Raw genomic sequence first — 25,040 nt, forward strand, 5'->3', positions numbered from 1 at the left:
CCCCGCCGCGCGCGGCCCGGCATGCTCGGCGCGCCGCGCACGTGCTGGCCGGTCTCGCCGCCGCGCAGCCGGGCAACACCGAACTGAAGTGGCTGATGGCCGCGTTCGCCGACGTCCACGTGCTGCTGCACACGTACGCCGCCTATTTCACCGCCGTTCCGGAGCGCGCCCGCGATGCTCAGTGAATTCCCGCTGGCCGGTATCTACCTGCCGCCCTTTTTCGTCTATGCGTGCGCGACCGTGCCGCTCTACCTGGCCGTGCGCGCGCTGCTCGCGCGGCTCGGCGTGCTGCGCCGCGTGTGGCATCCGGCACTGTTCGAGTTCGCGATTTCGCTCGTGCTGGTCGCCACGCTGATCCTCTATTTCTAGCCTCCCGTCGGAATGTATCGCGTCATGTCGCTCAAACCCCTCACCCGCTCCCTGCTGACGCTCGCCACCGTGGCCGTGGCGATCGTGCTGGTCGCCGCCCTCTGGCACGCATACGTCCTCGCGCCGTGGACGCGCGATGCGCGTGTCAGCGCGCACGTCGTGCGGATCGCGCCCGAAGTGTCGGGCACCGTCGTCGAAGTCGCGGTGGTCGACAACCAGCGCGTCGCGAAAGGCGACGTGCTGTACCGGATCGATCCGCAGCGCTTCGCGCTGGCGGTGGAACAGGCCGAGGCGCAGGTCGCCGCGACCGCCGAGTCGATGCGCCAGAAGCGCGACGAAGCGCAGCGGCGCACCGGCCTCGACGATCTCGTGCCGCGGGAGGACATCCAGCGCTCGAGCCGCGCGGTGGCGATCGCGCAGGCCGAGTACCGCAAGGCGCTGGCCGCGCTCGATGTCGCGAAGCTCGACCTCGAACGCACGACGCTGCGCTCGCCGGTCGACGGTTACGTGACGCAGTTGCGCCTGCGCCACGGCGACTACGCGGTCGAAGGCAAGCCCGGCATCTCGGTACTCGACGCGCACAGCTTCTGGATCACCGGCTATTTCGAGGAGACCAAGCTGCGCCGCGTCGCGACGGGCGCACCCGCGACGATCCGGCTGATGGGCTTCGATCCGCTGCTGAGCGGGCACGTGACGAGCATCGGCCGCGGCATCGCCGACGAAAACGGCACGCTCGACGAACTCGGCCTGCCGGCCGTCAACCCGACCTTCAGCTGGGTGCGGCTCGCGCAGCGCATTCCGGTGCGCATCGAGATCGACCGGGTGCCGGCCGGCGTGCTGCTGGCGGCCGGCATGACGTGCAGCGTCGAAGTCGGCGAACGCGGGCGCGAGCGCACGCCGCGCGGCCGGCTCGCGTCGTGGCTGCACGCGTGGATGTGACGGAGGCGACGATGCGATGCCTGTTCCCTCCGATGCGCGCGACGTGCCGCGTGCGCGCCTTCGTCGTAGCCTGCGCGTGCGCGCTGGCCGCATGCACGACGGTCGGCCCCGATTACGTGGCGCCGCAGCCCGCGCATCCGCCCGGCTGGATCGCGCCGCGCGACACGGTGACGGCCGACCCCGCGCAGTTGCAGGACTGGTGGCGCGCATTCGGCGATGCGCAGCTCGATGCGCTGGTCGAGCAGGCGATCGCGCACAACCAGGATCTCGCGATCGCGCGCCAGCGCTTGCTGCAGGCGCGCGCCGAACGCGACCAGATCGCGAGCCGCCTCGGCCCGACCGTCACCGCGGGCGGGAACGCCGATGCGCTGCGCTCGTCGCGGGCGCTCGAATGGCCGCCCGGGATCGGCCAGTCGCGCACCTACCGGCTCGGCTTCGATGCGTCGTGGGAACTCGACCTGTTCGGCGGCACGCGACGCGCGGTCGAATCCGCCGATGCGCAGATCGACGCGCTCGACGACGATCGCCACGCGATCCTCGTGAGCCTGCTGGCCGAGCTTGCATCCGATTACGCGGAACTGCGCGCGACCCAGGAGCGGCTGCGGATCGCAACGGACAACGTCGCGAGCCTCGACGCCACGCGGCAGCTGACCGAGCGCTCGAACCGGCGCGGCCTCGGCACGTCGTTCGCGGTCGCGCAGGCGCGTGCCGAACTGCAGCTCGCGCAGGCGGCGGTGCCGCCGCTGCAGCAGGACGTCGCGCGGCTCGCCCACGCGATCGGCGTGCTCGTCGGCGGTTTTCCGGAAACGCTGCGCGACACGCTGAGCGCGCCCGGCGCGACCCTGCCGGTCGCGCCAGCGCTGCCCGTCACGCTGCCGTCGGACGTGATCCGCGAGCGCCCCGACATTCGCGCCGCCGAACGGCGGCTCGCCGCCGCGACCGCGCAGATCGGCGTCGCGCGCGCCGAGCAGTTTCCGCATTTCGCGATTCCGCTGAGTCTGGGCACGACGGCGAGCCTCGTGCAGGACCTGTTCTCGGGCGCGAGCGTCGCATGGTCGGTCGCGCTCGACGGCACGCAGACGCTGTACGACGGCGGCCGCGCGAAAGCCGGCGTCGACGCCGCGCGCGCGGCCGCCGAGGCGGCCCGGCTCGCATACGAGCAGCGCATCCGCGGCGCGTTTCGCGATGTCGAGGACGCGCTGGTGGCGATCGGCGCCGCGCGCGACCAGCAAGCCATGCTCGCCGCGGCGGTCGACAGCAGCCAGGATGCGCAGTCGCGCGCGACGCGGCTGTATCGCAACGGCCTCGGCGAATACCTGTCGGTGCTCACGGCGCAGCGCGCCACGTACCGCGCCCGCGACGCGCTCGCGCTCAGCCGGCTCGCCCAGGTGCAGGGCGCGATCGCGCTCTACAAGTCGCTCGGCGTCGGCTGGCGCGCCGCGCCGCCGGTCGCGCAGGCCGCCGCGGCGCAAGCGAGCGCGCATTGAATGCCCACGCACGGCCACCCGACGCTTCGGCGTCGCTCATCCAACGGAGAACCCTCGATGTCCGCTCTCAATCCGAATGATTTCGCGCTACACGACATCCATCTCTTTCCGGTCTGCGTGTTTCGCCCCGAACACGCGACACCGGGCTACGCGCCGCGCTGGGAAGGCGAGATCGACACGCTGATGCGCCACGGCGAGCCGTTCGTGATCGTCTACGTCGAGCTCGATAACGACGAGAGCCACGACGACCGCAAGCACCGCGCGGTCTGGCTCAAGCAGAACAAGGTCGCACTGGGCGCCGTCTGCAAGGCGCTCGTCAGCGTCGAACCCGATCCCGACCGGCGCGCGGAAGTGGCCGCGCAGGGCGAGGTCGCCGTCAAGGCATTCGGGATTCCGCATCACGCGGTGGCGTCGTTCGGGCAGGCCGTCTCGCTCGCCGCCCGGCTCACGCGGCAGCATCCGGGCAACGACGCGCTGCAAACCGGACAACAGGCATGACAGGGCCGGCACGCCGGGCCACGTCGCATCCGCCACCGACACGGGGGCCCGCATGCGCTATCCCGCCCTGACGATCACCGGCTCGCACACGCTGGCGTCATGTCCGACGCGGCTGCCCGATCCGGGCGAAATCCTGTTGTGGCGACTGCGCGGTGAATGGCAGCTCGTCACCAGCGAACAAGGCCATCTCTGCCTGTCGAAGACGGAACTGCGGCGTGCCAGGATGCATCCGAACCGCGCGCACGGCCGCCGCTTCGCGATCGGCCGGTCGGCGCTGCGCGCGATCCTGGGGACGCTGGCTGGCCGCGCTGCCGACGAGCTCACGCTGCTCGAGCGCGAGGCCGACCATATCGCGATCGCGGGCGGCGACTCGCTGGACGGGCTCGACATCGTGGTCGGCCACGCCGGCATCTGGATCGTGATCGCGATCGCCCGTGGCCCGATCGGGCTGGGCATGGCGCAAGCCGGCACGTACGCCGGCCCGGCATCGCGCGACCAGCTTCGGCTGGACAGCCTCTCGAATGCATGCGGAAGCGGACACGGCGCGACGCTCGCGTCGCTGGCGCCGTTTGCGGGGCCCTTCCGCGAGGTCGATACGCCGCATGCGGGCCGCTGGCGCCTGCTCGACATCCCGCTCCCCGGCCTGGCCTGCGCGGCAACCGTTGCCGCGCGCCAGATGGACAAGATCCATGCGGTGGGCTGGCGCGGCGAGCGGAAAGACTGGCTGGCCGACCGCGATCGCTACCTGCGGGCGACGGCGTCGAGCGGCGCGTTGGCCTGCGTCGCGGTCGAGTAGACCGGCTTCGAGGCCCCGCCGAATTCACGCGGTGGCGATTCCCGCGTTCGGTATCGGACGTGGGAGCCGTCCATGGGAACGCGAGAAGGGAGCCGGTTATGGGAACCGGCTACCTTGACCCTTGAACCTTTGAAGCGATGCGCTACGCGCGCCGCCGGTAAGTGCCCGGCGTGCTCCCCGTCCAGTGCCGGAACGCGCGATGGAACGCGCTCGGATCGTCGAAGCCGATGTCGGCGCCGATCGCCGCGATCGTGTCGGGCGTGTCGGTCAGCCGCTGGATCGCGATGTCGCGCCGCAGTTCGTCCTTGAGCACCTGGAACGTCGTCCCTTCGGCGGCGAGGTGGCGGCTCAACGTGCGCACCGAGCAATGCAGGTGCTCGGCCGCCTGGTCGATCACCGGCAGGTCGGGCAACGCGGCCGACAGGTACTGCCGCACGCGATGGCACACGAGCTGTTCGCTGAACGATTCGAAGATCCAGTCGCCGGGTGCGCGCGCGAGGAACTTGCGCAGGTTGCGCTTGCTCTGCCGGATCGGCGCGTCGAGGTAGTCCGCGCTGAAGCGCATCAGCGTGCGCTCGCAGTCGAACGCCACGGAGCCGGTGAAGAAATACAGGTGGTCGACCGCATGGCGCGGCCGCGGGCACGCGAACTCGATCTGCAGCAGCGGGATCTTCTGCCCGATCAGCCAGGAGCACACGCCGTGCACGAGCTTGAGCATCAACTCCTGGCCGAGCGCGCCGATCGGGCCGATCGCGTCGTTCGGGCGCAGCAGCACCTGCGCGACGAGGCCGTCGCGCTTCGATTCGACGAAGAAATCGTCGAGCAGGATATGGAAGAATTGCCCGAAACGATGCTGCGCCGTTTCGAGGTTGCGCGCGTCGAGCAGGCTCAGGCACAGGTACTTCAGCGTGCCGCCGCGCAGCGGGCGCGAGAAGATGCCGGGCATCTCGTCGTCGAGGTCGATCGCGAGCGTGCGGTACAGCGTCGAGAACTGCTCCTCCGTCACGCGCGCATGCGGTTCGCCAAGCAGCTCGATCGGGATGCCGGCCCCGCGCAGGTAGCGCTCGACCACGTCGCGCTGCACGCCCGCGCTCGCGAGGAAGCCGTTGACGAGCGAGATCGGCACCGTCGCACTCGGCGAAGGCAGCGCCCGCCCGGGCCCGGGCTGGGCGGAAAGTGCATCTGAACCGGTCATCGCGTCCCCGTCGGTCGAACCGCTCGCATTGTACTTGAGCGGCCCGCACGGGGCCTTCCGGGCCCGGGGCGCGCCGGGCCTTGCGCGGCGCGCCGACGCCATCAGTCGGTGCGGCTGAGTTCCCGGCGCAGGATCTTGCCGACGGTCGACTTCGGCAGGCGGTCGACGAAGCGGATCAGCTTCGGCACCTTGTAGGCCGCGAGGCTCGCGCGGCAATGCGCGACGAGTTGTTCCTCCGAGACGTACGCATCCTGCGCCAGCACGACGAACAGCTTGACGGCCTCGCCCGTGCGCGCGTCCGGCACGCCGATGCACGCGCATTCGGCAACGCCCGGCATGGCGGTCGCGACGGCTTCCACCTCGTTCGGGTACACGTTGAAGCCCGACACGATGATCATGTCCTTCTTGCGGTCGACGATCCGCAGGAAACCGGCTTCGTCGAACACGCCGACGTCACCCGTGCGGAAATAGCCGTCGGCCGTGAACGCGGCCGCATTCGCGTCCGGTTTCTGCCAGTAGCCGCTCATCACCTGCGGCCCCTTCACGCAGATTTCGCCGGCTTCGCCGATCGCGACTTCGCGATCCTGGTCGTCGAGCAGCTTCACGTCGGTCGACGGCAGCGGCAGGCCCGTGGTGCCCGTGAACGTGTCGATCGACTGCGGGTTGAACGACACGACCGGCGACGTTTCCGACAGCCCGTAGCCCTCGCGGATGAAGTTGCCCGTCACCGCCTTCCAGCGCGACGAGATCACGTCGATCACGGCCGCGCCGCCGCCGGCCGACAGCTTCAGCCGCGACCAGTCGACTTCCGTCAGGCGCGGATGGCCGGCGAGCCCCGCATACAGCGTGTTCACGCCGACGAACACCGTCGGCCGCGCAGCCTTCAGCACGTCGATGAAACCGTCCATGTCGCGCGGGTTCGCGACCAGCCAGTTCTGCGCGCCGATCGCGAAGTAGGACAGGAAGTTCACCGTCAGCGCGAAGATGTGATACATCGGGATCGCCGTGACGACGACCTCCTCGCCCGGCTCACGCGCGGCCGGCACGATCGCGCCGAACTGCGCGATGTTCGCGACGAGGTTGCGGTGCGACAGCGCGGCCCCCTTCGACAGGCCGGTCGTGCCGCCCGTGTACTGCAGCAGCAGCAGGTCCGCGCCGCCGAGCGGCACCGGCTCGAACGCGAGCGATTCGCCGGCGGCGATGGCGTCGGCGAGCGGGATCGAACCGGGCGGCAGCGCGTCGCATGCACCGGCCGGCGCATCGACGACGCCGAGATCGCCGCGCCCGACGCTCAGCACGGTGCGCACGCGCGTGCCGCCAACCACCTCGGCGAACGTGCCCATCGACCCGCCGCACACCAGGGCGACTTCGACGCCCGCGTCGTTGAGCTGATGCTCGAGCTCGCGTGCCGTGTAGAGCGGGTTCACGTTGACCTGGATCGCGCCGATCTTCGCGACCGCGACGAACGCGACCGGAAACGCGAGCACGTTGGGCAGCATCACGGCCACGCGATCGCCCTTGCGCACGCCCACGACCTGCTGCAGATAAGCGGCCAGCGCCGTCGACAGGCGGTCGACGTCGGCATAGGTGAGCGTGCGGCCGTACGAATGGAACGCCGGACGATCGGCGAAACGGTGCATCGCGTCGTCCAGCAGCGCGCTTACGGAAGGATGGCGATCGGGATCGATCTCGGCGGGGATCGAGCCATACGACCCGGTCCAGTGTCTCTTCGTCATGTCTCACTCCACGGGGGACGGCGCGCCGGCCGCGCGCCGTTCGCGCGACGGCCTGCACGCCGGAGAAGCGCGGGCCGTCGCCTGACCGGCGACTATCGCCCGCGCGGCGCGCTTTGAAAATGATCCGGGCGGCCGAAAAGATGATCGAAACGGACACGCGGGCGTGCACGCTTGTCCAGACAACTTCGCCGGCCGGCGCAGGAAACCGCTTATTCCCCGGCACGAATTGCAAAGCAGCAAGCGGCATGGCACGGCCGGGCGCCCTTCTTCATAATCGACGCCTGTCATTCCGCTGTCGAAACCATGCAGCCGCTTTCCCTGGCCCCCGCCGACACCTTCTCGTCCGTCCGCTTCCTGCTGACCGACATGGACGAGACCCTGACCCATCGCGGCCGCCTGTCCGCCCGCACCTACACGGCGCTCGAACGCCTGCAGGCGGGCGGCATCCGCGTGATCCCGGTGACGGCCGCGCCGGCGGGCTGGTGCGACCAGATGGCGCGCATGTGGCCGGTCGACGGCGTGATTGCCGAGAACGGCGGCCTTTTCATCCGGCGCGGCCCGGACGGGCACGGCGTCGAACGCCGTTACTGGCATGCGGACGATGCGCTCGCCGGCGCGCGCGACGCACTCCGGCGCATCGCGCGGCAGGTCGAGGCCGCCGTCCCCGCCGCCCGCCCCGCCGACGACCAGGATTTCAGGCTGACGTCGCTCGCGTACGCCCGCACCGGCGGCGACCAGGACGACCGGGTCCGCGACGCGCTGGTCGAGGCCGGCGCGGACGCGACCATCAACAACCTGTGGATCATCGGGTGGGTCGGCGGGTACGACAAGCTGTCGATGTCGCTGCGCGTGCTGTCGGACACGTTCGGTGTCGATGCGGGCGCCGGCGCGGCGCGCGATTGTGTCGCCTATTCCGGCGATTCCACCAACGATGCGCCGATGTTCGGCTATTTCACGCACACGGCCGGCATGAGCACCGTGGTCGAGTATCTGCGGCAGTTGCCCGCGTTGCCGCGCTGGATCACGCAGGGCCCGGGCGGCAGCGGGTTCGTGGAGTTCGCCGACGCGATCCTGCGCACGCGCGCGGACTAGGGCCTGTTCACGCTAATAACGGGCTTGCGAACGTGCCTTTCCGCTCGCAGTGCAAGGAGTAAGGAGCGCCGTTTGGCCGTGCCAAACAAGCGACGCACGACGCCGCAATGTGGGCGGAAAGGCACGTTCCCCTGTTTAGAAAAATTCGTTCGTGGGGCTGGCCCCCAGAAGGGCCGATCGCCGCGTCATGCTCCTCGCGAATACGTCGAGTATTCGCTTCGTCCCACGGGGACTTCCGTTGGTCGTCGCAATCCTTGCGCTCGGCCCTTCTGGGGGCCAGCGCAAGCCCGTTATTAGCGTGAACAGGCCCTAGCGGGGCTGACCGCGCTCGCGCATCGACTGTCGCGTGATCCTGTCGCGTGATCGTCAGGGTGAACCCTGTGGCGCATGGGACCGATCCCGAGCAGAATTGCGTGCCGTAAACGATATCGATTCGGACGCAGGATGTTCCCATGCCGCGCAGTGTGCCCTTGAACCCGACGACCGCCCGCGCCGCCCGCCTGCCGGACCTCGAGCCGGCCCACGCGTTGCGCCAGCAGCGCTTCACGCCGGCCAAGCTGGCCGTGCTGCTCGACGTGGCCGCGCAAGCCGGCATCGACCCGGTCGCGGTGCTCGACGGTACCGGCCTCACGCCGGCCGCCGTCGCAGACCCGTTCACGCTCACGTCGCCGCTGCAGTTCCTCACGGCCGCGCGCAATGCCATCGGCCGCTATGACAGCTCCGACCTCGGCGTGCGCGTCGGCCACCGGCTGCACGTGTCGAGCTACGGGATGTACGGCTACGCGATGCTGTGCTCGGAATCGCTCGCGCACGCGTTCGAATCGGCCGTCAAATATCACCGGCTCGCGAACGGCATGCTCGCGATCCGCTGGGTCGAACAGGGCGATACCGCGTCGTGGCTGTTTCCCGACCGGCACGAAGTCGCGCTGCCCGATCTCGACGAGCCGCTGTACCGTTTCCTGATCGACATGCAGTTCGCGCTGCACGTGACGATCATCAAGGACGTGATGGGTGCGTGGTGCGTGCCGGCGCGCGCGCAGTTCGCGCAGCCGCAGCCGGCGCACGCGGCGCTGCTGGGCGATGCGCTCGAATGCCCGATCGCGTTCGACCAGCCGCATCATGTGCTCAGCTACCCGGCCGCGTGGCTCGCGCGCGCGCCGCAGCTCGCGAATCCGATTACCGCCGCGCAGGTGTCGTCGCATTGCGCGAGCCTGCTCGACGAATTGCGCAGCCAGGCCGGCGTCACGCGGCGCGTGTACCAGGAACTCACCCGCACGCCGGGACAATTCCCCGATATCGATGCGATCGCGGCGATCCTGTGCATCACGTCGCGCACGCTGCGCCGCAAGCTCGAAGCCGAAGGCACCTCGTACAGCGAACTGCTGGCGAGCGTGCGCAAGGCGCTCGCGATCGACTATCTCAGCACGACCACGCTCAGCACCGAGGACATCGCATCGACGCTCGGCTTCAGCGATGCGGTGGGTTTCCGCCACGCGTTCAAGCGCTGGACCGGCATGACGCCGAGCGACGTGCGGCGCAACAAGCGCGGCGGCTGAGCGCGAGCAGTGACCGCGCTCAGCGCCCGTCGCCGGTCGCGGGCGCGGCCACCGCCAGCGCGAACTCGAACACCGCCCCCCGCCCGGGCCGGTCGACCAGCCGGATACTGCTGCCGTTGAGCGCCAGCATCCGGTGCACGATCAGCAGCCCGAGCCCGCCGCTCGTCACCGCGCCGCCGCTCATCGGCCGCTGCGGCCGCTGGAACAACCCTTCGCGCCGCGCCGCCGGAATCCCTTCCCCGGTATCGGCCACGGTCACGAGCACGCGGTCGCCGCGCGGCTCCAGCGCGACCTCCACCTCGCCGTGCGCAGGCGTATGCCGCAGCGCGTTGTCGAGCAGGTTGGTCAGCACGCGCTCGATCATCCCGAGATCGGCCGACACGACCGGTACCCGCGCCGGAATCCGCGCATGCAGCGCGACGCCGCGCGCCTGCGCGGTCAGCTCGAACTTCTGGAACACGTCCTGCACGAGATCGACGAGCGAGAACGGCTCGCGCTCGGCCTGCACGCCGCCCGATTCGAGGCGTGCGAGCTCGAACAGCGCCTGCGCGAGCCGCCCGACCTTCGCGCTCTGCGCGAGCGCGATCGACAGGTAGCGACGCCGTTCGGTGTCGGCGAGCGTGTCGGCCTTCAGCGACAGCGTCTCCAGGTAGCCGTGCAGCGACGTGAGCGGCGTGCGCAGGTCGTGCGAGATGTTCGTGATCAGCTCGCGCCGCTGCTGGTCCTGGCGCGTCAGCGCGCGCCACTGGTCGCCGATCCGGTCGGCCATCTGCGCGAACGCGGATTCGAGCACGACGATGTCGTCGCCGCGCCGGCCCGGCCGCGAGCGCGGCACCGGCGGCTGCGTGTCGGGCGTGCCGTTCGCGTCGAAGCGGCGCATCGCGTCCGTCAGCCGGCGCAGCGGGCGCGTGATGAAGCTGAACGCGGTAAGGCCCGCGAGCAGGCCGAGCAGCGCGACGAGCGCCATCGACCACAGCGTCGTGCGCAGCACGTTGCCGGCGTCCACGCGCGCGGCCAGCCGGTCGTGCGCTTCGCCGAGCAGCACCACGTAGATGTAGCCCGACGGCGGCTGCCCCGCACGCTGCAGCGGCGCGGCGCTGAAAACCTTGCGTGCGTCGGGGCTGCGCGGGTCGTCGCCGAGGATCGGCAGCGGCTGGCCCGCGATGAAGCGCTGCACGGGGGCGAGATCGACGCGGTCGCGCTTCACGTGGCCGGGCGGCGCATCGTCGCCCTTGATGCGCCCCGCGTTGTCGAGCAGATAGACCTCGACGCTCGGGTTCACGCCCATCAGCTGGCCGAACAGCGTGCGCACGGCGTCCGGGCGCAGCCCGTTGGCGTCCATCAGCGGCGCGCTGTGGGTCACGCTGTCGACGATATTGGCGGCGAGGTCACGCGACAGCCCCTGCACGACTTCCTGTTCGCGCATGTCGTTCGCGCGGATCTGCAGCCACGCCGATGCGCCCGAGCACGCGAGCAGCAGCACCGAGAACACGAGCGACAGCCGCTGGGTGAGGGTGAGCTTCATCATCCGTCCCGCTGGCCCGGCGCGGCGAGCTTGTAGCCGCGGCCCCACACGGTGAGGATCCGCACGGGCTCCGCCGGATCGGCCTCGATCTTCGCGCGCAGCCGGTTGATGTGGGTGTTGACCGTGTGTTCGTAGCCTTCGTGCTGGTAACCCCACACGGCATTGAGCAGGTCCATCCGCGAGAACACCTTGCCCGGGTGCCGCGCGAAGAAATACAGCAGGTCGAATTCGCGCGGCGTGAGGTCGATGCGCGCGCCGTCCACGCTCGCTTCGCGCGCGATCGGGTCGATCGCCAGCCCCGCCACGTCGAGCGTACCCGCATCGATCCGCGAATCGCGCGCGAGCGCATCGACGCGGCGCAGCAGCGCCTTCACACGCGCGACGAGTTCGAGCACCGAGAACGGCTTGGCCAGATAGTCGTCGGCGCCGAGCTCGAGGCCGAGGATCCGGTGCACCTCGCTCGAGCGCGCGCTCGTGATGATGATCGGCGTGTAGCGCGTCATCGCCCGCGCGCGCCGGCAGATTTCCAGGCCGTCGACGCCCGGCAGCATCAGGTCGAGGATCAGCGCATCCCAGCCGCCCTGCTCGAGCAGGCGCAGCCCTTCGGCGCCGTCCGCGCTGTGCACGACCTCGTAGCGCTCGTCGCGCAGGTGCAGGCTGAGCACGTCGGCGATGTCGGCGTCGTCTTCGACGATCAGGATGCGTTTCGGTTGGTCCATGGCGGCGGATGGCGGCACGTCGGTGCCGAGGTCGGGTATCGGTTCGGGCCGGCCCCGGGCCCGGGCCGGCTGGCCGGGTTCCCCGGGGAGCGAATCGCGGCAATGCGCCGCGCTGCCGCCATTGTGCAAAATTTTGCGGGAGGGAGGGATCACATTTCGTTTATCTTTGCATCGTGCCCGCCCCGTGAGCCAATGCCGGCATGGCTCTCCAATCCGGCCCCATGAAACGGAACCTGCGCCGTTCCGTCCGGACGCAAACTGGACCCTCGGGCGCGGATCTGTCGAGCGATGGCGGCGCGCCCCGGATTGCCGATCCGATTCCGCGCTGGATGCTGTGTGAGTGGCGCCTCCGACACTCAGTGCCGCCGACCGGCACGCGCGGCGCACGGAACGCGCGGCGGGGAGCCGACAGCAAATGCCTAACCCTGACGACTACGCGTTTGACGCGTACTCCCGGTTGCGACCGCTGACTCGTTCAGCAACACCTTCGCCGCCTCCCACGCCCGCGCGGCGGCACGTGGATCTCCGATCGCACGCGCATCCGCTGTCGCCCCGCTCAGCAACATCACATACACGCCGGCCAGCCGATGTGCCCGGCGACGTGGAACGATCTCGGACAGCAAGCGCTCCATGATGGCCAACAGGTCGTCCCGGTAGCGCACCGCGACGTCGGTCACCTTGGGACAGGTCGCGCCGAACTCGGCCAGCGCACGCTCGAACAGGCAGCCCGCAAACTCGGGGCTGCGAAACCAGACGCCGTACCAGTCGAAGATTCCCTTCAGGCGCGCAGTGGCATCCGCCATCGGTTCGAGCTTGGCGGCAATGCTGTCCATGATGAAGGTGTAGCGCTGCTCCAGCACCGCCTTGATCAGATCGTCCTTGCTCGCGAAGTGATGGTAAAGCGTCATGCGAGCCACGTCCGCCTCGGCGATGATCCAGTCGATACCGACCGGATGAAAGCCATGGCGGGAAAACAACTCACCGGCCTTGTCCACCACTTGCTGGCGTTTGCTCGCGCGCATGCATGCTTCTCCTGACTACGGGGCGGCATCTTAGCACCGCCGTCAGCACCGCTTCTTCAGGTTGCAGGGCAAGCGTTGCAGGCTGCGGGTACGACCACGCGTTGCGGGGCATCAAGCACGTGGCCGCCATGCCCCTGCGCGCGGCAGTCTCAGCAAGGCACCCGGCCGCCGTTCATCATGCACCATCGCTGCGTCTCCTGTTGCGGGGCCGCATACGGTAGTCCGGTTCTCGGATCGATGTGATCGTACTGGCCCATCGGGTGTCGAGCCCGCCACGCGGCCTGCTCGGCATACTGCTGTTCGATCGCGGCATGCTCTCGTGCCAGATCCGCCTTCTGCGCATCGTCCAGTTTCTTCGTCATGGCCACGAGCCGTGCGAACTTCGGATCGCGAACATCCTGCAAGGGCGGAAACGGTGGCGTAGGCGGCATGATGAGCACCGGACCGGTGTATTTCGGTATCGGGAACCGGGATGGCCGGCCGAAGTTCGCCGCCATATCCATCTCCCACATCGCAGCGCCCATTCCAAGCACATGCTCGTAGTCGCGATTGACGACCGCCAGCGTGACCGGCCCCGACGGCGCCGGCAATGGCTGCAGGACAGGCGGGAGCGTCTGTCGAGCCTCGGGATAGATGGTACGGACATACGTGATTGCAGCGACGGAGTACTGCTGGAGGACCGCCTCGTACGCTTCCAGTATCTGCGCTCGACCATAGCCGCCAGGATTCTCGAACATCGGCTTGTAGGCCAACACCTTCTGGCTATACACCGCATTCGCATTGCGCTGCTCTGCGGCAAGCTGTTGCTGGGGATCCATCGGCGCAGATGCCGACAGGGGCGCACACCCCGAAAACACGCTGGCGGCCAGCATTAGCCCGACTGTCGCGCCAAGAGCCGTCCGGCGTCGACGCGGGATGCGGGCGAGCGCCTGGTTGACCAGGGCGAACAAAACGGGGGGTTTCCTGAATGCGCTTGTCTGCATGGCACGGTGTCCGAAAGGCTTGGTCATCTTCGACCAGGTGCCGATCGCAACTGCGAACGCGATGCGTCGCAGTACAGATTGAATCGGCACGAAGCCCTCATTGGGGTTGAACATCAATCCAGCGCACATCGCACGACGATGCCCCGATCGACGAGCGACTTCAGCAACCCTGTGTATGTCGGACATGCCCGGGAAGCATTGAGTGCGAGCACGTCGTCGATTTCCGCGCTGTCATTGCGCACGCATGCGTACTGTCGCGCAATGGACGGTTGCAGCGAGGCAAACGCGCCGCACACATGCACGAATGCAACAATCTCCTCGAACATTCTCGTATTGATGTCGATGGCGACCATCATGTCGGAGCCATATCCGCATTCCGAATCCACTTTCGCCGCATAGGCCCGCATGTCGTACGCGGGCAACCAGGGCGGATGCAATCCGTCGAGGCTCCGGGCGATTTCATCGATACCGGCTTTCAGCGTCATGGTGAAATTCCTGCCTGCACCGGATTCGGCGGCGCCTCCTGCCGGGTAACAGGTGCCTGTCTTTACGGATCGGGAAGCAAGATATGACGAATGTATACTAGTCGATCTACTTTGACTAGAATCCCGAATGTCGAAGCGGAAACAGCCGATGCATGCGCAACGGCCTCCGCTTTATTGCCTTTGAATATATTTTCCGATCCTGATATTCGGGAAGCGGAAGCGCTTCATAAAAACGTTACCCGGCGACGCATTCCCTCTCGCGATGCCGGCAACAGGCAAACACAAACGCACCGTACCTCGTAGCCCGCTTCCACGACCTCTACGGATTTCTCCGCCATGCCGCGCGCCTCCTTTCCGCCTCGTTTCGCCGCATCGTTCGCATCGAGCTGCCTGTATGGCGCCGGCCTGATGCTTGGCCTCGCGCTCACCGTGCCGGCCGCCGCACAAACGACCGTATCCGCGCCACGCGTCGTGTCCGAGTTGAAGGACATCCGCATGAAGCCGCTCGCGAATCTACCCATGGCTGGTAGCGCCAACGATCGCGGAGACTGCTCGCAACTGGTCATCCAGCCGAAATCGGCAGCGGCCAGGCTGGTGGCAGCGCAAGGCTGGGCCGTCATGTCGGACATGCCGCTGGGACCCTACCGCGCGATCAGCTTCGCGGGCCAGATGGAGGCAGCGACCAGCGGCACCTGCAGCATCACGCAAGGCAACGTGGCCGTGTTCGAGAACGGCAGGCTGATCGCGCTGGCCTATGGCAAATCGGCGGAAGATACCGCCATCGGCAGACTGGCCCCGCTCGAGAGCGGCGCCGTGCGCATCTGGGATGGCGACATCGCGCCCTCGCCCGCCGGCGACCTGCACGTCGACCGCGACGGCACGCTGCGCCTGTCCAGGGTGGCCGACGAAGACGCCGTATGCCAAGGCCGCGCGAAGGTGCCCAACGTCTACAACATGCCGATCGACGAGGCCCGCAAGGCACTGATCGCCAACGGATGGAATCCGGTGCGAGGCGGCGCCAGCGGAGAGCCGCGGCAGTCCGACCTGGTCAGGCGCGGCATTGTCGAGACCGAGTCCTGCGCGGGCACCGGGTTCGCCTTTTGCGACTTCGGCTACACCGGCCCTGCCGGCAAGCTGACCTTGACCACCGTAGGCGAAGGCGCCCTCCCGTCCGTCACGGACTACGACGTCAAGTGCCGCTGATCTCCCATCGCCCGCCGCGCTGCCCGGCCGCGCCCTCCATGAATGCGGAGCGCCTCATGCAACGTCTGCACATGCGAACCTCGGCCAACGTCTTGCGTACGCTGTCCGCTTGCGCGCTGCTGGTCGGCCTGAACGCGTGCGAGCGCGCCACGCCGTCCGTTCGCCCGATGACAGCACCTGCGTCCGCCGCATCCCGGCCTGCCCCCCATGAGCCGGCAATGGCCGCGGATTTGCCGCTGCAGGCGCTGTTGGGTGTGTTCGGCGGAGTGAAGCCGGCGACCTGGCCAGCGTTCGACAGCGTCACCGGCGTGCACTGGGACGACGCCGGGCCGCTCGTCAATCCGGACGCGAACGCCCGCGAGGCCACGCGCTACCGTGGCGGCAGCCTGCTGCTTGCGGGTTTTGGCGAGGTGGACGTGCCGGACGGCAAGGTCGGCGAGAGCGCCGGCGTCAAAAAAGACAACGAAGGCCACGTCGGCGTCGTACTCAACGGCAATGCGACCGCCGTCCTGTCGATCGTGCTGCGGAAGTTCTACCCGAACGACGACACGCAGGACATTCTGCTGCGCCAGTTCGGCAGAGGTGCCGCGGTCAAGCGCATCGCCGGCAGTTGCGCGCGGGACTACGGCACCACCGCACCCAACACGCAAAAGAACGTGTTCTACCGGGTCAGTATCGCCAACGCGGCCGTACCGGTGTTTGCCGAAACCTACGTCGACGAAGATGGCGGCAATCACGGCCCCGGGGCCACCACCTTCGTGTTCTACCGCAACAGGCCGGACCAACGTATCACGAGCATGCGGTGCAAGCGCGCCGACGCCTGAGCGAGCGCGCCTCGACATCGCGCCGCTCGCACGCGCCGTGCATGACGACACCTGCCCGCGGCCGCAACGGCAGCCGAAACCGCGAGGCGTCGAGCGCTCGACCGCACACCTGAACTTCTGATCGACTGGAGGACATCGACGTGACGCCATCACTACACGGGAAACGCAGCACCATGCGTTCCGCACGCCTGCGCCTGGCCTTCGCCGGGCTGATGCTGGGTCTCGGCTGGCACCACGCCGCGGCTGCGGCCGGTTGCGAGGCCAATTTCAGGCGTGAAGCCGACACCGACACCGGCACGCGCTTCTCGACCTTCTCCACGGTGCCGGGACTGGACGCACGCAACGCCATCGCGCAACTCAAGCAGATTGCCGCGAGCGACGGCTTCGTGATCGGCGACGAAAATTACACCGGCCCGGCGGGCCAGTTGACCATCCAGCAAAAGCAAAGCGACCGCGCACGCGGCTTCGCCATTACGCTGACGGCCAATCAGGACACGAAAACCATTTCCGTGGCGACGACGTTGCCCCCGGGCATGCAGGCAGCACCCGAAGCCATCCGGGGCGGCATGTGCGGCATGCTCGGCCGCGTCGACATGAGCCGCAACGCAGTGGGCTCAGGCGTGGCCGCCACGGCGCCCGCGTCGTCCAGCGACGCGTTTCTCGGCGCGCCCGCCTTTACCACCTGCACCTATAACTTCCGCCCCGCGCTGGATGGCGTCACGGGCCGCCACTACACCACCTGGTTGCCGATCAAGGCGCTGAACCCGGCCGACGCGGCCTCGCGGCTGACACAAGCCGCCACCGCGGCAAAGCTGAGCGTGACGTCGAACGAACGATACGGCACGCTGACCGACGTCACGATCGTCCAGCCGCTCCCGGAACAGGGAGAGAAGCGCTCGTTCCCGATCCGCTTCATGCTGGAGGAGGCGCTGGGCGTGATCTCCGTGGTCGCACAACTCAACCCGAAGCAGGAGATGGACGACGAAACGCTGCGCAAGGAAATCTGCACGCTCGTCGCGGCCATGACGGCAGCACCACCGGGCGAATCGAAAGCGCCCCCGGCGCTTCCCCGCGAGCGCAAGCTGGAAAGCTGGCACACCGGCATCGACTGGCTGATCAACCGCGCCGTGGTGGCCGGCAAGTCCCTCGTGATCGTGCCCGCGATCAACCTCGACAAAAAATACACCGGCAACGAGGCGATCGACCCAAGGAAATGGGCGTTCCGTACCGACGTGACGGCCACCACCATCTGGCAAAACAAGACCGATGCCCATGACGTGATACGCGTGGGGCCGGACGAACCCTTCACCGAAGTGGGGCTGCACGGCTACGTATCGACCTTCGTGGCGGGCAACGCCCAGTACTTCGTCTACATCGTCAATCCGGGCACGTACACCGTCGCCGGCAACACCTACGAAACGACCTCCGAGGCGATGTCGCAACTCGGCACCCGGCAGAAGCCGGGCAGCTCGCCGCTGGGGCTGATCGCCTTGCTGCCCAAGAAGAACACCGACTTCATCCAGTCGCAGGAATGGTTCAACGCGCAGTATCGTGACCGTGAGGTCACGAATACGTACTGCTCGTCGGTCTTCGTCCAGAGCGGCGGCTGCGCATTCTGGGCGACGGAAAAGAGCACGGTGTCGGAGATGACCGAGCCTGCGGGATGGAAGACCGTCACCCGCGAGAAATCCGTCGACGGGCTGGCAGTCTCGACCAGGCTCAAGCGCGAATTTGCTTCGTTTAGCGTAGCGCCGGGCGAAGCCATCGTGATCGACGGCCTGTACCCTACCCCGCCCAACGCGGACTACGACAAGCAAGCCTGCGAGATCGCCGGCGGCCAGATCCAGTGCGACCTGACGCGCTACACGCTCACGCGCATCGCAGCCGACATGGCGCACGTAAGGGGGCTGGCTTCCGACCCGGGGTTCTACCCGCGCGCCACGCGCATCCTGTCCAATGCCAGGTATCGCCCGCTCAGGCTCCTGGGCAAGCCGGGAGAACTTCGCTCGGTGTACGGCCAGGACTATTCGCTTGGCGTGCGTTAGACGCATGCCCCGAACATCGCGCCGGACATTGCCATGACCGCCAAACCGCCCATTGCCCGCAGCCTGTTCCGCACGTCGGGGGTTGTCGTGGCGGCCTTGAGTTTTTGCTTGCCCTTTGACTGCGTATACGGACAGCTCGCGGACTCGGCCGCGCCGGATCGCGCAGGCGAATCGCCCGTCGAATCCCGGGCGCCGGCGAACCTGAGCACGACGCAGGCGCTACAACGCATGCTGGCGCTGCTTCAGGACAGCAGCCAGGTGACCGACATCACGCCCGAAACGGTACACCGCATCTTTGGCGTGCAGACCAAAGCGATCGACAAGGATCAGTTCGGCTATGGTCAACGCCTGCCGGGCAACTGGGCATTCAGTCTCCAACGGCTGACGATCGGTGATACCGGTACGCGTGTGGATCTGATGTTCGATCCGATTCCCGGCGCGCCGGCCTCCCCGTTGCCGGCGTGCGAGCCCGACTTCGCCCGGTTCACGGAGGCACTGGAGTCCATGGGGTTCAGTCGTCACCCTCACTATGGCGAACACGGCCGGTGGCTCTTCGATGCTTTCGAGCGTCAACGCATGCATGTCTCGGTCTACGCCATCGGCGCACACTCCGATAACGGCGAGCCACCGGGTCCGGCTTGCGTCAAGGCGGTACTGGTGCAATAGCGCAAGCCTCCTGCCTTTGCGCAGGCACTGAATTGACTCACACGGCGAGCTCGAAAAACGATCGCGCAACGACCTGACCGTTGACGATCAGCTCCACCTCGTGCCGGCCCGCATAGTGCCGGCGCGTCGTGAAATCGCGCATCGGACGACTATGCTGCAGCGTGACGCGCTGCCCGGGTTCGAGCGTCAGCCCCTTCAGCTTGAACACCTTCGGCGACGCGTCGCCATTCTGCTTCACATACGCGATACGGTAATCGACGACGAGCCGCTGCGCGGTCTCGGCCGTCGATTGCAGTTCGCACGCGAGCGTAATCGACTCGCCGAGCACCACCTGCGCGGGCGTCACGCCGAACGGGCCGATTTCCAGACGCGGCGCGCTGTCGGCACCCAGGATCGCGAGCGCTCGCGCATTGCCCTGCTTCACGAGCGTGCGGAGCGCATGACGGACGATCCATCGCGTATGCGGATGGTCGCCGCCCCATCGTTCGGCCCGATCGAGCACCCACGCCGGATGCGTCTTCGCCACGTCGTTCAGGTGATTCGCGACCGAGCGGCGCACATAGGCGCTCGGGTCGGAGCGAAGGTTGTCGAGAATCCGCGCGGCCAGCGACGGGTCGGCCTCGATCTCGCGGAGCCGGAACGACCAGGGCAGACGCGGGCGACTTCCCTCGCTCGCCAGCCGGCGCACGGCATCGTCCGCATCGTGCGACCAGGCTTCCATCGTTGCGAGCGCACGCGCCAGGTCGATGCGCAGGAATTCGCGCACCGCGAATTCCGACGTGCCGAACGGCGTGAAGTATTTCAGCGCGTCCATCGAACGGTCGAACGCGTGACGACCGTACTGCCCGACGTAATCGGGCGCGATGAGCGATACGAAACCCCGGCCCAATCGCGGCGCGGCCTCCTGCAACAACGCCAGCACGGCATCGTAGCCGCCCGGCAGCGGCCGTGCGCCCGTGTCGATCGCGAGACTGGCGCGCCTGACGCGCTCCATCAACGTCAAGCCGTCGAGGCCTTCGAGCGCCGTCGCCAGAAATGCCGACCGGTCGAAGGCAGGCTCGATCGAATGCAGCGCGTCGGACAGCGCATGGAATTGCCGCTTCCCCAGCGACTCCTTCAACGGGACGGGAACTTGAGTGGTTGTCATGACGTGGAGATCCGACGCGCGTCGCGGATCATCGGGTGCGAAAACGCACAGTATCGCCGAAGCCTCTGCCAGATTCTGTCAGCAGACTTTACCTGTCCGGCTTGCGCCGATGCGCGTACAGCCGGCACGGGCGGATCGCGAATCGCGAGCGAGAGCACGGTATTCATTCATGCGTCGGTTCTCGCCGCGGCTCAGCGGATGGATCGTCGCCGAAAAGCCGGTTTCGCAACTGACCGCTGGCCGCGCCCGCCATCTGGCAAGGCAATTCGACGCTGCAGACCGCCGCGCGCCTGCTGCAGATCGGCCGCCGCCAGCTGCTCGGCGTGATCGTCAGGATGTTCGGGCTGCTGCTGCTCGTCGGCGTCCTGTCCGCGGTCGTACTCGGGATTCTCGGCACGGGCGCCGCGATCGCCTCGTCGATCTCGGCGGCAACCGGCACCAGCCCGCTGGGCGGCCTGATGAGCACGCTCGGCGGCCTGGGCGGCTTCGGCCGTCATGCCGGCGCGTACGGCCTCGGCACGGATGCGGCGGAAGGCGGGTTCGACTACCGCAGCATGGCCTATCTGGGCGCGTACGGCTTCGGCAACGGCCTGCTGGTCGCGATCGGCCTCGTGATCCCGTTCCTGACGTTCGTCAACGGCACGTGCCTCATCTATCTGCAGACGGTCAGCGGCGTCGATTTCTCCGCGACCGAAGAGAAACTGAGCCAGCACGTCGCGGACGCGAAACGCCACGCCGAACAGGCACGCGAGCGCGCCGCCGATCACCTCGCGAAAGCACGCGCGTCACACGCCGCCGGCGCGGCCGGCACGGCTTCGCTGCCGGCGTCGGATACGGCCTCGCCCGCCACGGACGAAGCCACGGCGTGTGCGCAGTGTCACAAGCCGATGGCCGCCGACGACCTGTTCTGCGGCGAATGCGGCGCACGCCGTCACGCGTGACGGCTGCATGATCGCGCCGGCGCCTGCTGTCGATCGGCAGGCGCCGGCCGGTTCAGCCGCGCGAGTCTCCCCGGCTCGTCCACGCCGTCACCACGCGGCAAACACGTCCTGCGCGATCCCGAAGCCCGTGCTCATCCCGGCGCCGCTCGTCACGACGACGACACGCGTGCCGTCGTCCGGTGCTTCGATCACGCAATCGGCATCGGGCGCCGACGGATAGCTGCCGGTCCAGCGCTCGACCACATCCAGTTCCGGTACATCGAGCGTCTCGTGCAGCAGGCGCAGGATCTGCGCATCGATGTCCTGCGTTGCGAACGGCAGCGGTGCGGCGCCGTATTCATGCGAATCGCCCACCACGAGACTGCCGTCGGCGCTCTGCACCGCGATCAGGTGGATGCCGTACCCGACGCACACGGGCTCCTCCGCGTTCAGGCGCGCACGCAACGCGCCGGCGGCGGGCAGCGCCGCGAAACCCGCGTAACGCAGCAGGCTCAGGTCGCTCATCACCGCGGCGCGCAGCGCCGGCGGGCGGCGCGGCCGCACGCGCAGCATCTGCAACTGGCACAGGCGGACCTCGTGCCGCGCGAACCAGTCGCCGTACAGGTGACGGCTGTCCGCATTGCCGCAGACGATCACGCGCTCCGCGTGCAGCACGCCGCGCGACGTCCGGACCGTCGGCGTGCGCACCTCGTGCACCAGCTCGCCGTAGCGGAACCGCACGCCGAAGCGTTCGGCCAGCCATGACGCCAGCAACCCGATCGCGGTACGCGGCTCGATGCGCAGTTCATGCGGGCTGTGCAGGACGCCCTGCGCGCCGTCCAGCCGCAGCTCGGGCGCCACGGCCGCCGCTTCGCCGGGCGTCATGACCCGGCAGCCGTCGGCCATGCCGGTCTGCATGAACGCATCGATCAGGTGCATCGCCTCGGGGCGACGCGCAATCAGGTGCAGGCCCTGGTGAAGCACGTCGATGCCGGCTTGCGGCGCCACGTCCGCCCAGACCTCGCGGCTCGCCCGCGCCCGCCGCCAGCTGTGCCCGGCGTGCTGCCCGGTGACCGTGACGAAACCGAAATTGCGGATCGACGCGCCCACGCATGCGGCATCGCGTTCGATCACGCAGACGCGCAGCCCCTCGAGCGCCGCCGTATAGGCATGGGCGAGGCCGACGATGCCCGCGCCGACGACGATCACGTCGTAAGCATCCGCCGCTGCGATGGCGTTCACGATGGCACGCTCCTTCTGTCGAGATGTGACGCACCGCCCGTTCGGAGCGTGCGTGTCGGTTGCAGTGCGCCGCGTCCCGCGGGTAGATCCCCGTGACTGGCGCGCGATCCCGCACTATCGCGACGCGAGATGACATCCGCGTGAAAAGCCACAAAACGGCATGTTTTGGCAAATTTTGCCATTGCACGACGCCGTGGAGAATCGCATCGATCCGTTGGTGCGCGGCATTCGCACATGCCGTCGCCGGCGCGTGGCGCAACGTGACCGGCGCGACAGGACAGCGCGATGCCGAGGTCAGTACAGCAGAAATGCCGCACGTTCGCGCGCGAACGCAACGCTCCGCGTCTCGACCACCCGTTCGATATCGCCGAGCGGCCGCCCCTCATCCAGCATGTCTGCCACTTCGCGCGAGCCGATCGATGCGCGGATTGCATCGATCCGGAATTGCAGCGGATATCGCCGACGCAACGCCAGCGCGAGCGCCAGCCCGATCTCACCCGGCCGCGTCGCGCCGGGCCGCCGTTGGATGCGCACGCCTTCGCACAACCTGCCGCGGTACGGCCCCTCCGTCGGTACGAACCGGACCGGCGTGAACGTCGCAGCCAGCCCCGTCGCGCGAAGATCGCCGGCGAGCACGCGCCCGTCGATCCACGGCGCGCCGACCACGCCGAACGGCGTCGCGGTTCCGCGCCCCACGCTGAGTGCCGCCCCCTCGATGAGCCCCGTCTCCGGATAGAGCGACACGGCGGCGCCATCCCGCAAATTCGGCGACGGCGGCACCCAGCCGAGCCCGGTGTCGTCGAAACGCATCGCGCGCGCGTAGTTCGCCATCGGCACCACGGTGAGCGCCGCGCCGATATGCAGGCGCGCATTGAAGAGCCGCGCGAGCTCGCCGAGCGTCATGCCGGGCTGCAGCGGCAACGGGTAATAACCGGTGAACGTCGCCGGCTCCGCATCGGCCACGGGGCCGCCGACCACGTCGGCGCCCAGCGGGTCGGGGCGGTCGAGCACGAGCACCGGGCGGTGCGCGGCGGCCGCTGCCTCCAGCGCGTAGCCGAGCGTGGCCAGATACGTGAAGAAGCGCACGCCTGCATCCTGCAGGTCGATCACCAGCACGTCGACGTCGGCGAGCCACTCGGGCGCGATCCTGCGCCGGTCCCCGTAGAGGCTGTGAACGGTCACGCCGGTCGCGGCGTCGGTCGTGTCGCCGAACGTTTCGTCGACATCCGTGCCGAGCCCGTGCTCGGGCGCGAACAGCGCGACGAGCCGCGCGCCCGGCACCCTCGCGAGCAAGTCGGCCGAACGCCGGCCGAACCGGTCGAATCCGCTCCTGTTGGTCAGGAATGCGATTCGCTTGCCGGCCACGGCGGCGAAGCCGCTTGCCGCGAGCACGTCGATGCCGGCCAGCACCGGCCCGCGCGAAACCGGCAACCGGCCGGCCTGCGCGACGGCCGCAGCCATCGTCGGCACGCGTGTCGCGATCTGCAATGACGTCACCGGCGCGGCCGCGCTCGATACGAGGCCGACCACGAGCGCGCGCAGCGGCATCGCGGTGCCGGCTTCGTCGGGATACAGCCGGCTCGTCAGCACGATCGCGAAACGGCGCGTCACGGGATCGATCCACAGCGCCGTGCCCGTATAGCCGAGATGCTCCAGCGCACCGGCCGGCGGCAGCCGGTAGCGGTTCGCCACGAGCGGCGGCCCGACCCGCCAGCCGGGCGTATGCCAGTCGCCTTCGGCGTCGAGCGTGGCCGGCGTCTCGAGCGCGGCGACACTGCCGTCGCCGAGCACGCGTGTCTCGCCGAGCGTGCCGCCGTTCAGGAGCATGCGCGCGAAGCGCGCCAGATCGCCGGCACTCGAGAACAACCCCGCATTGCCCGCGACACCGCCCATCGCCGCCGCGACGGGATCGTGCACGCGCCCCCTGAGCAACCGCCCGTCGCGAACGAGCGTCGGCGCGACGCGTGCCCGTATCGCCGTGCCCGGCCTGAAGGTGGTATCGGCCATGCCGAGCGGCGCGAACACGTGACCCGCACACCATGTGTCGAGCGGCTGCCCCGACACGCGCGCGACGATCTCGCCGAGCGCCACGTAGTTGACGTCGCTGTAGCGCACACGGGTGCCGGGAGGCTCCGCGGGCGTCATCGCGACGATGTCGGCCAGCACGGCCGCACGGCTGAGCAATGCGCGCGACGACGACACGCCGGCCGGCAGGCCCGACACGTGCGCGAGCAGCTGACGGATCGTGATCGTGTCCTTGCCGTGCGCCGCGAATGCGGGCCAGTAGCGCGCGGCCGGTGCGTCGAGGCCCAGCAGGCCGCGCTCCGCGAGCTGGAAGATCGCGACCGCCGTCGCCACGGGCTTGGTCAGCGACGCAAGATCGAAGACGGTATCGGCCGTCATCGCTTCCGCGTGCTCACCCGTCACCCGCAAGCCGCGCGCCACGCGCACCTGCACACCGTCCGCGTCGCCGGTCACGACGACCGCGCCGGCAAGATGGCCGTCGGCGATTTCAGCCGCGATCGCCGCATCGATCGCGGCCGCCTGGCGTTGCGCCGCCGTCGCCGGTGCCGCGTCGCGCACCGCGCGAG

The 25,040-nt window shown here is 68.6% G+C and carries 23 protein-coding genes; 13 read left to right on the forward strand and 10 right to left on the reverse strand.

The features are described 5' to 3' along the window. From DPV74_RS23200 to DPV74_RS23225, 6 genes are all read left to right on the forward strand, one after another. A partial coding sequence (locus DPV74_RS23200) for a hypothetical protein (RefSeq protein ID WP_162923111.1) occupies nucleotides 1-185 on the forward strand: 185 nt, incomplete at its 5' end. After that, nucleotides 175-369, forward strand: a complete 195-nt coding sequence (locus DPV74_RS23205) for a DUF1656 domain-containing protein (protein WP_027792350.1) — start codon at nucleotides 175-177, stop codon at nucleotides 367-369. The genes DPV74_RS23200 and DPV74_RS23205, both read left to right, overlap by 11 nt. Nucleotides 370-393: 24 nt before the next feature. Beyond that, nucleotides 394-1,308, forward strand: a complete 915-nt coding sequence (locus tag DPV74_RS23210; protein ID WP_048028680.1) for an HlyD family secretion protein — start codon at nucleotides 394-396, stop codon at nucleotides 1,306-1,308. Nucleotides 1,309-1,319: 11 nt separating this feature from the next. Next, entirely contained in the window at nucleotides 1,320-2,795 is a 1,476-nt protein-coding gene (locus DPV74_RS23215; protein ID WP_091923115.1) for an efflux transporter outer membrane subunit, read from the forward strand. A gap of 57 nt (nucleotides 2,796-2,852) precedes the next feature. Further along, nucleotides 2,853-3,293, forward strand: coding sequence for a hypothetical protein (locus tag DPV74_RS23220; RefSeq protein ID WP_060082629.1), 441 nt, complete (start codon nucleotides 2,853-2,855; stop codon nucleotides 3,291-3,293). Nucleotides 3,294-3,345: 52 nt separating this feature from the next. Then, nucleotides 3,346-4,089, forward strand: a complete 744-nt coding sequence (locus DPV74_RS23225) for a hypothetical protein (protein ID WP_091923030.1) — start codon at nucleotides 3,346-3,348, stop codon at nucleotides 4,087-4,089. Between the two features lie 142 nt (nucleotides 4,090-4,231). Here DPV74_RS23225 and DPV74_RS23230 read toward each other — a convergent pair whose 3' ends face one another. Both DPV74_RS23230 and DPV74_RS23235 read right to left on the reverse strand, forming a co-directional pair. Next, nucleotides 4,232-5,386, reverse strand: coding sequence for an AraC family transcriptional regulator (locus DPV74_RS23230; RefSeq protein WP_091923027.1), 1,155 nt, complete (start codon nucleotides 5,384-5,386; stop codon nucleotides 4,232-4,234). Then, nucleotides 5,386-7,020, reverse strand: coding sequence for an AMP-binding protein (locus DPV74_RS23235; RefSeq protein WP_060082631.1), 1,635 nt, complete (start codon nucleotides 7,018-7,020; stop codon nucleotides 5,386-5,388). The genes DPV74_RS23230 and DPV74_RS23235 overlap by 1 nt, the downstream gene beginning before the upstream one ends. Before the next feature lie 303 nt (nucleotides 7,021-7,323). On the opposite strand from DPV74_RS23235, the gene DPV74_RS23240 reads away from it, so the two are divergent. After that, a complete protein-coding gene (locus tag DPV74_RS23240) occupies nucleotides 7,324-8,112 on the forward strand; it encodes an HAD-IIB family hydrolase (protein ID WP_091923025.1) in 789 nt (262 codons plus the stop codon). A 452-nt stretch (nucleotides 8,113-8,564) separates the two neighbouring features. After that, the gene (locus DPV74_RS23245; RefSeq protein ID WP_060318947.1) at nucleotides 8,565-9,668 is read left to right on the forward strand and encodes an AraC family transcriptional regulator; all 1,104 of its coding nucleotides are present in this window, start codon (nucleotides 8,565-8,567) and stop codon (nucleotides 9,666-9,668) included. Nucleotides 9,669-9,687: 19 nt separating this feature from the next. Here DPV74_RS23245 and DPV74_RS23250 read toward each other — a convergent pair whose 3' ends face one another. The 5 genes from DPV74_RS23250 to DPV74_RS23270 form a co-directional block, all read right to left on the reverse strand. Continuing rightward, nucleotides 9,688-11,193 carry a HAMP domain-containing sensor histidine kinase gene (locus DPV74_RS23250; RefSeq protein WP_091923113.1) on the reverse strand — a complete coding sequence of 502 codons (1,506 nt, stop codon included), beginning with the start codon at nucleotides 11,191-11,193 and terminating at the stop codon, nucleotides 9,688-9,690. Next, a complete protein-coding gene (locus DPV74_RS23255) occupies nucleotides 11,193-11,912 on the reverse strand; it encodes a response regulator transcription factor (RefSeq protein ID WP_021162521.1) in 720 nt (239 codons plus the stop codon). The genes DPV74_RS23250 and DPV74_RS23255 overlap by 1 nt, the downstream gene beginning before the upstream one ends. Nucleotides 11,913-12,331: 419 nt before the next feature. Beyond that, complete coding sequence (locus DPV74_RS23260; protein ID WP_060130013.1) at nucleotides 12,332-12,934, reverse strand: TetR/AcrR family transcriptional regulator; 603 nt, start codon at nucleotides 12,932-12,934, stop codon at nucleotides 12,332-12,334. A 149-nt stretch (nucleotides 12,935-13,083) separates the two neighbouring features. Then, nucleotides 13,084-14,031 (reverse strand): hypothetical protein, encoded by a 948-nt coding sequence (locus tag DPV74_RS23265; RefSeq protein ID WP_240440010.1) that lies wholly within the window; start codon nucleotides 14,029-14,031, stop codon nucleotides 13,084-13,086. Continuing rightward, on the reverse strand, nucleotides 14,031-14,402 hold the full coding sequence (locus DPV74_RS23270) for a hypothetical protein (RefSeq protein WP_091923020.1): 372 nt from the start codon (nucleotides 14,400-14,402) through the stop codon (nucleotides 14,031-14,033). The genes DPV74_RS23265 and DPV74_RS23270 overlap by 1 nt, the downstream gene beginning before the upstream one ends. 336 nt (nucleotides 14,403-14,738) lie before the next feature. Between DPV74_RS23270 and DPV74_RS23275 the strand changes: the two genes are divergently transcribed. The 4 genes from DPV74_RS23275 to DPV74_RS23290 all read left to right on the forward strand — a co-directional run bounded on the left by DPV74_RS23275 (nucleotide 14,739) and on the right by DPV74_RS23290 (nucleotide 19,140). Then, nucleotides 14,739-15,605, forward strand: a complete 867-nt coding sequence (locus tag DPV74_RS23275) for a PASTA domain-containing protein (protein WP_205571933.1) — start codon at nucleotides 14,739-14,741, stop codon at nucleotides 15,603-15,605. Nucleotides 15,606-15,661: 56 nt separating this feature from the next. Further along, complete coding sequence (locus DPV74_RS23280; protein ID WP_124672507.1) at nucleotides 15,662-16,429, forward strand: hypothetical protein; 768 nt, start codon at nucleotides 15,662-15,664, stop codon at nucleotides 16,427-16,429. 173 nt (nucleotides 16,430-16,602) lie between these two features. Next, a complete protein-coding gene (locus DPV74_RS23285) occupies nucleotides 16,603-18,474 on the forward strand; it encodes a hypothetical protein (RefSeq protein ID WP_091923018.1) in 1,872 nt (623 codons plus the stop codon). 33 nt (nucleotides 18,475-18,507) lie between these two features. Further along, the gene (locus DPV74_RS23290; protein WP_060061308.1) at nucleotides 18,508-19,140 is read left to right on the forward strand and encodes a hypothetical protein; all 633 of its coding nucleotides are present in this window, start codon (nucleotides 18,508-18,510) and stop codon (nucleotides 19,138-19,140) included. A gap of 37 nt (nucleotides 19,141-19,177) precedes the next feature. On the opposite strand, the gene DPV74_RS23295 is transcribed toward DPV74_RS23290, so the two are convergent. Continuing rightward, on the reverse strand, nucleotides 19,178-20,287 hold the full coding sequence (locus DPV74_RS23295) for a DNA alkylation repair protein (protein WP_091923016.1): 1,110 nt from the start codon (nucleotides 20,285-20,287) through the stop codon (nucleotides 19,178-19,180). A 323-nt stretch (nucleotides 20,288-20,610) separates the two neighbouring features. Between DPV74_RS23295 and DPV74_RS23300 the strand changes: the two genes are divergently transcribed. Continuing rightward, a complete protein-coding gene (locus DPV74_RS23300) occupies nucleotides 20,611-21,228 on the forward strand; it encodes a hypothetical protein (protein ID WP_205571934.1) in 618 nt (205 codons plus the stop codon). An 87-nt stretch (nucleotides 21,229-21,315) separates the two neighbouring features. On the opposite strand, the gene DPV74_RS23305 is transcribed toward DPV74_RS23300, so the two are convergent. Together DPV74_RS23305 and DPV74_RS23310 are read right to left on the reverse strand one after the other, a co-directional pair. Beyond that, nucleotides 21,316-22,449 carry a TIGR03364 family FAD-dependent oxidoreductase gene (locus DPV74_RS23305; protein WP_240440011.1) on the reverse strand — a complete coding sequence of 378 codons (1,134 nt, stop codon included), beginning with the start codon at nucleotides 22,447-22,449 and terminating at the stop codon, nucleotides 21,316-21,318. A gap of 294 nt (nucleotides 22,450-22,743) precedes the next feature. Continuing rightward, the gene (locus DPV74_RS23310) at nucleotides 22,744-25,032 is read right to left on the reverse strand and encodes an exo-beta-N-acetylmuramidase NamZ domain-containing protein (RefSeq protein WP_119338021.1); all 2,289 of its coding nucleotides are present in this window, start codon (nucleotides 25,030-25,032) and stop codon (nucleotides 22,744-22,746) included. Nucleotides 25,033-25,040 lie beyond the last annotated feature (8 nt).

Source organism: Burkholderia sp. HAN2018, assembly GCF_024704855.1.
GTDB lineage: Bacteria > Pseudomonadota > Gammaproteobacteria > Burkholderiales > Burkholderiaceae > Burkholderia > Burkholderia cepacia.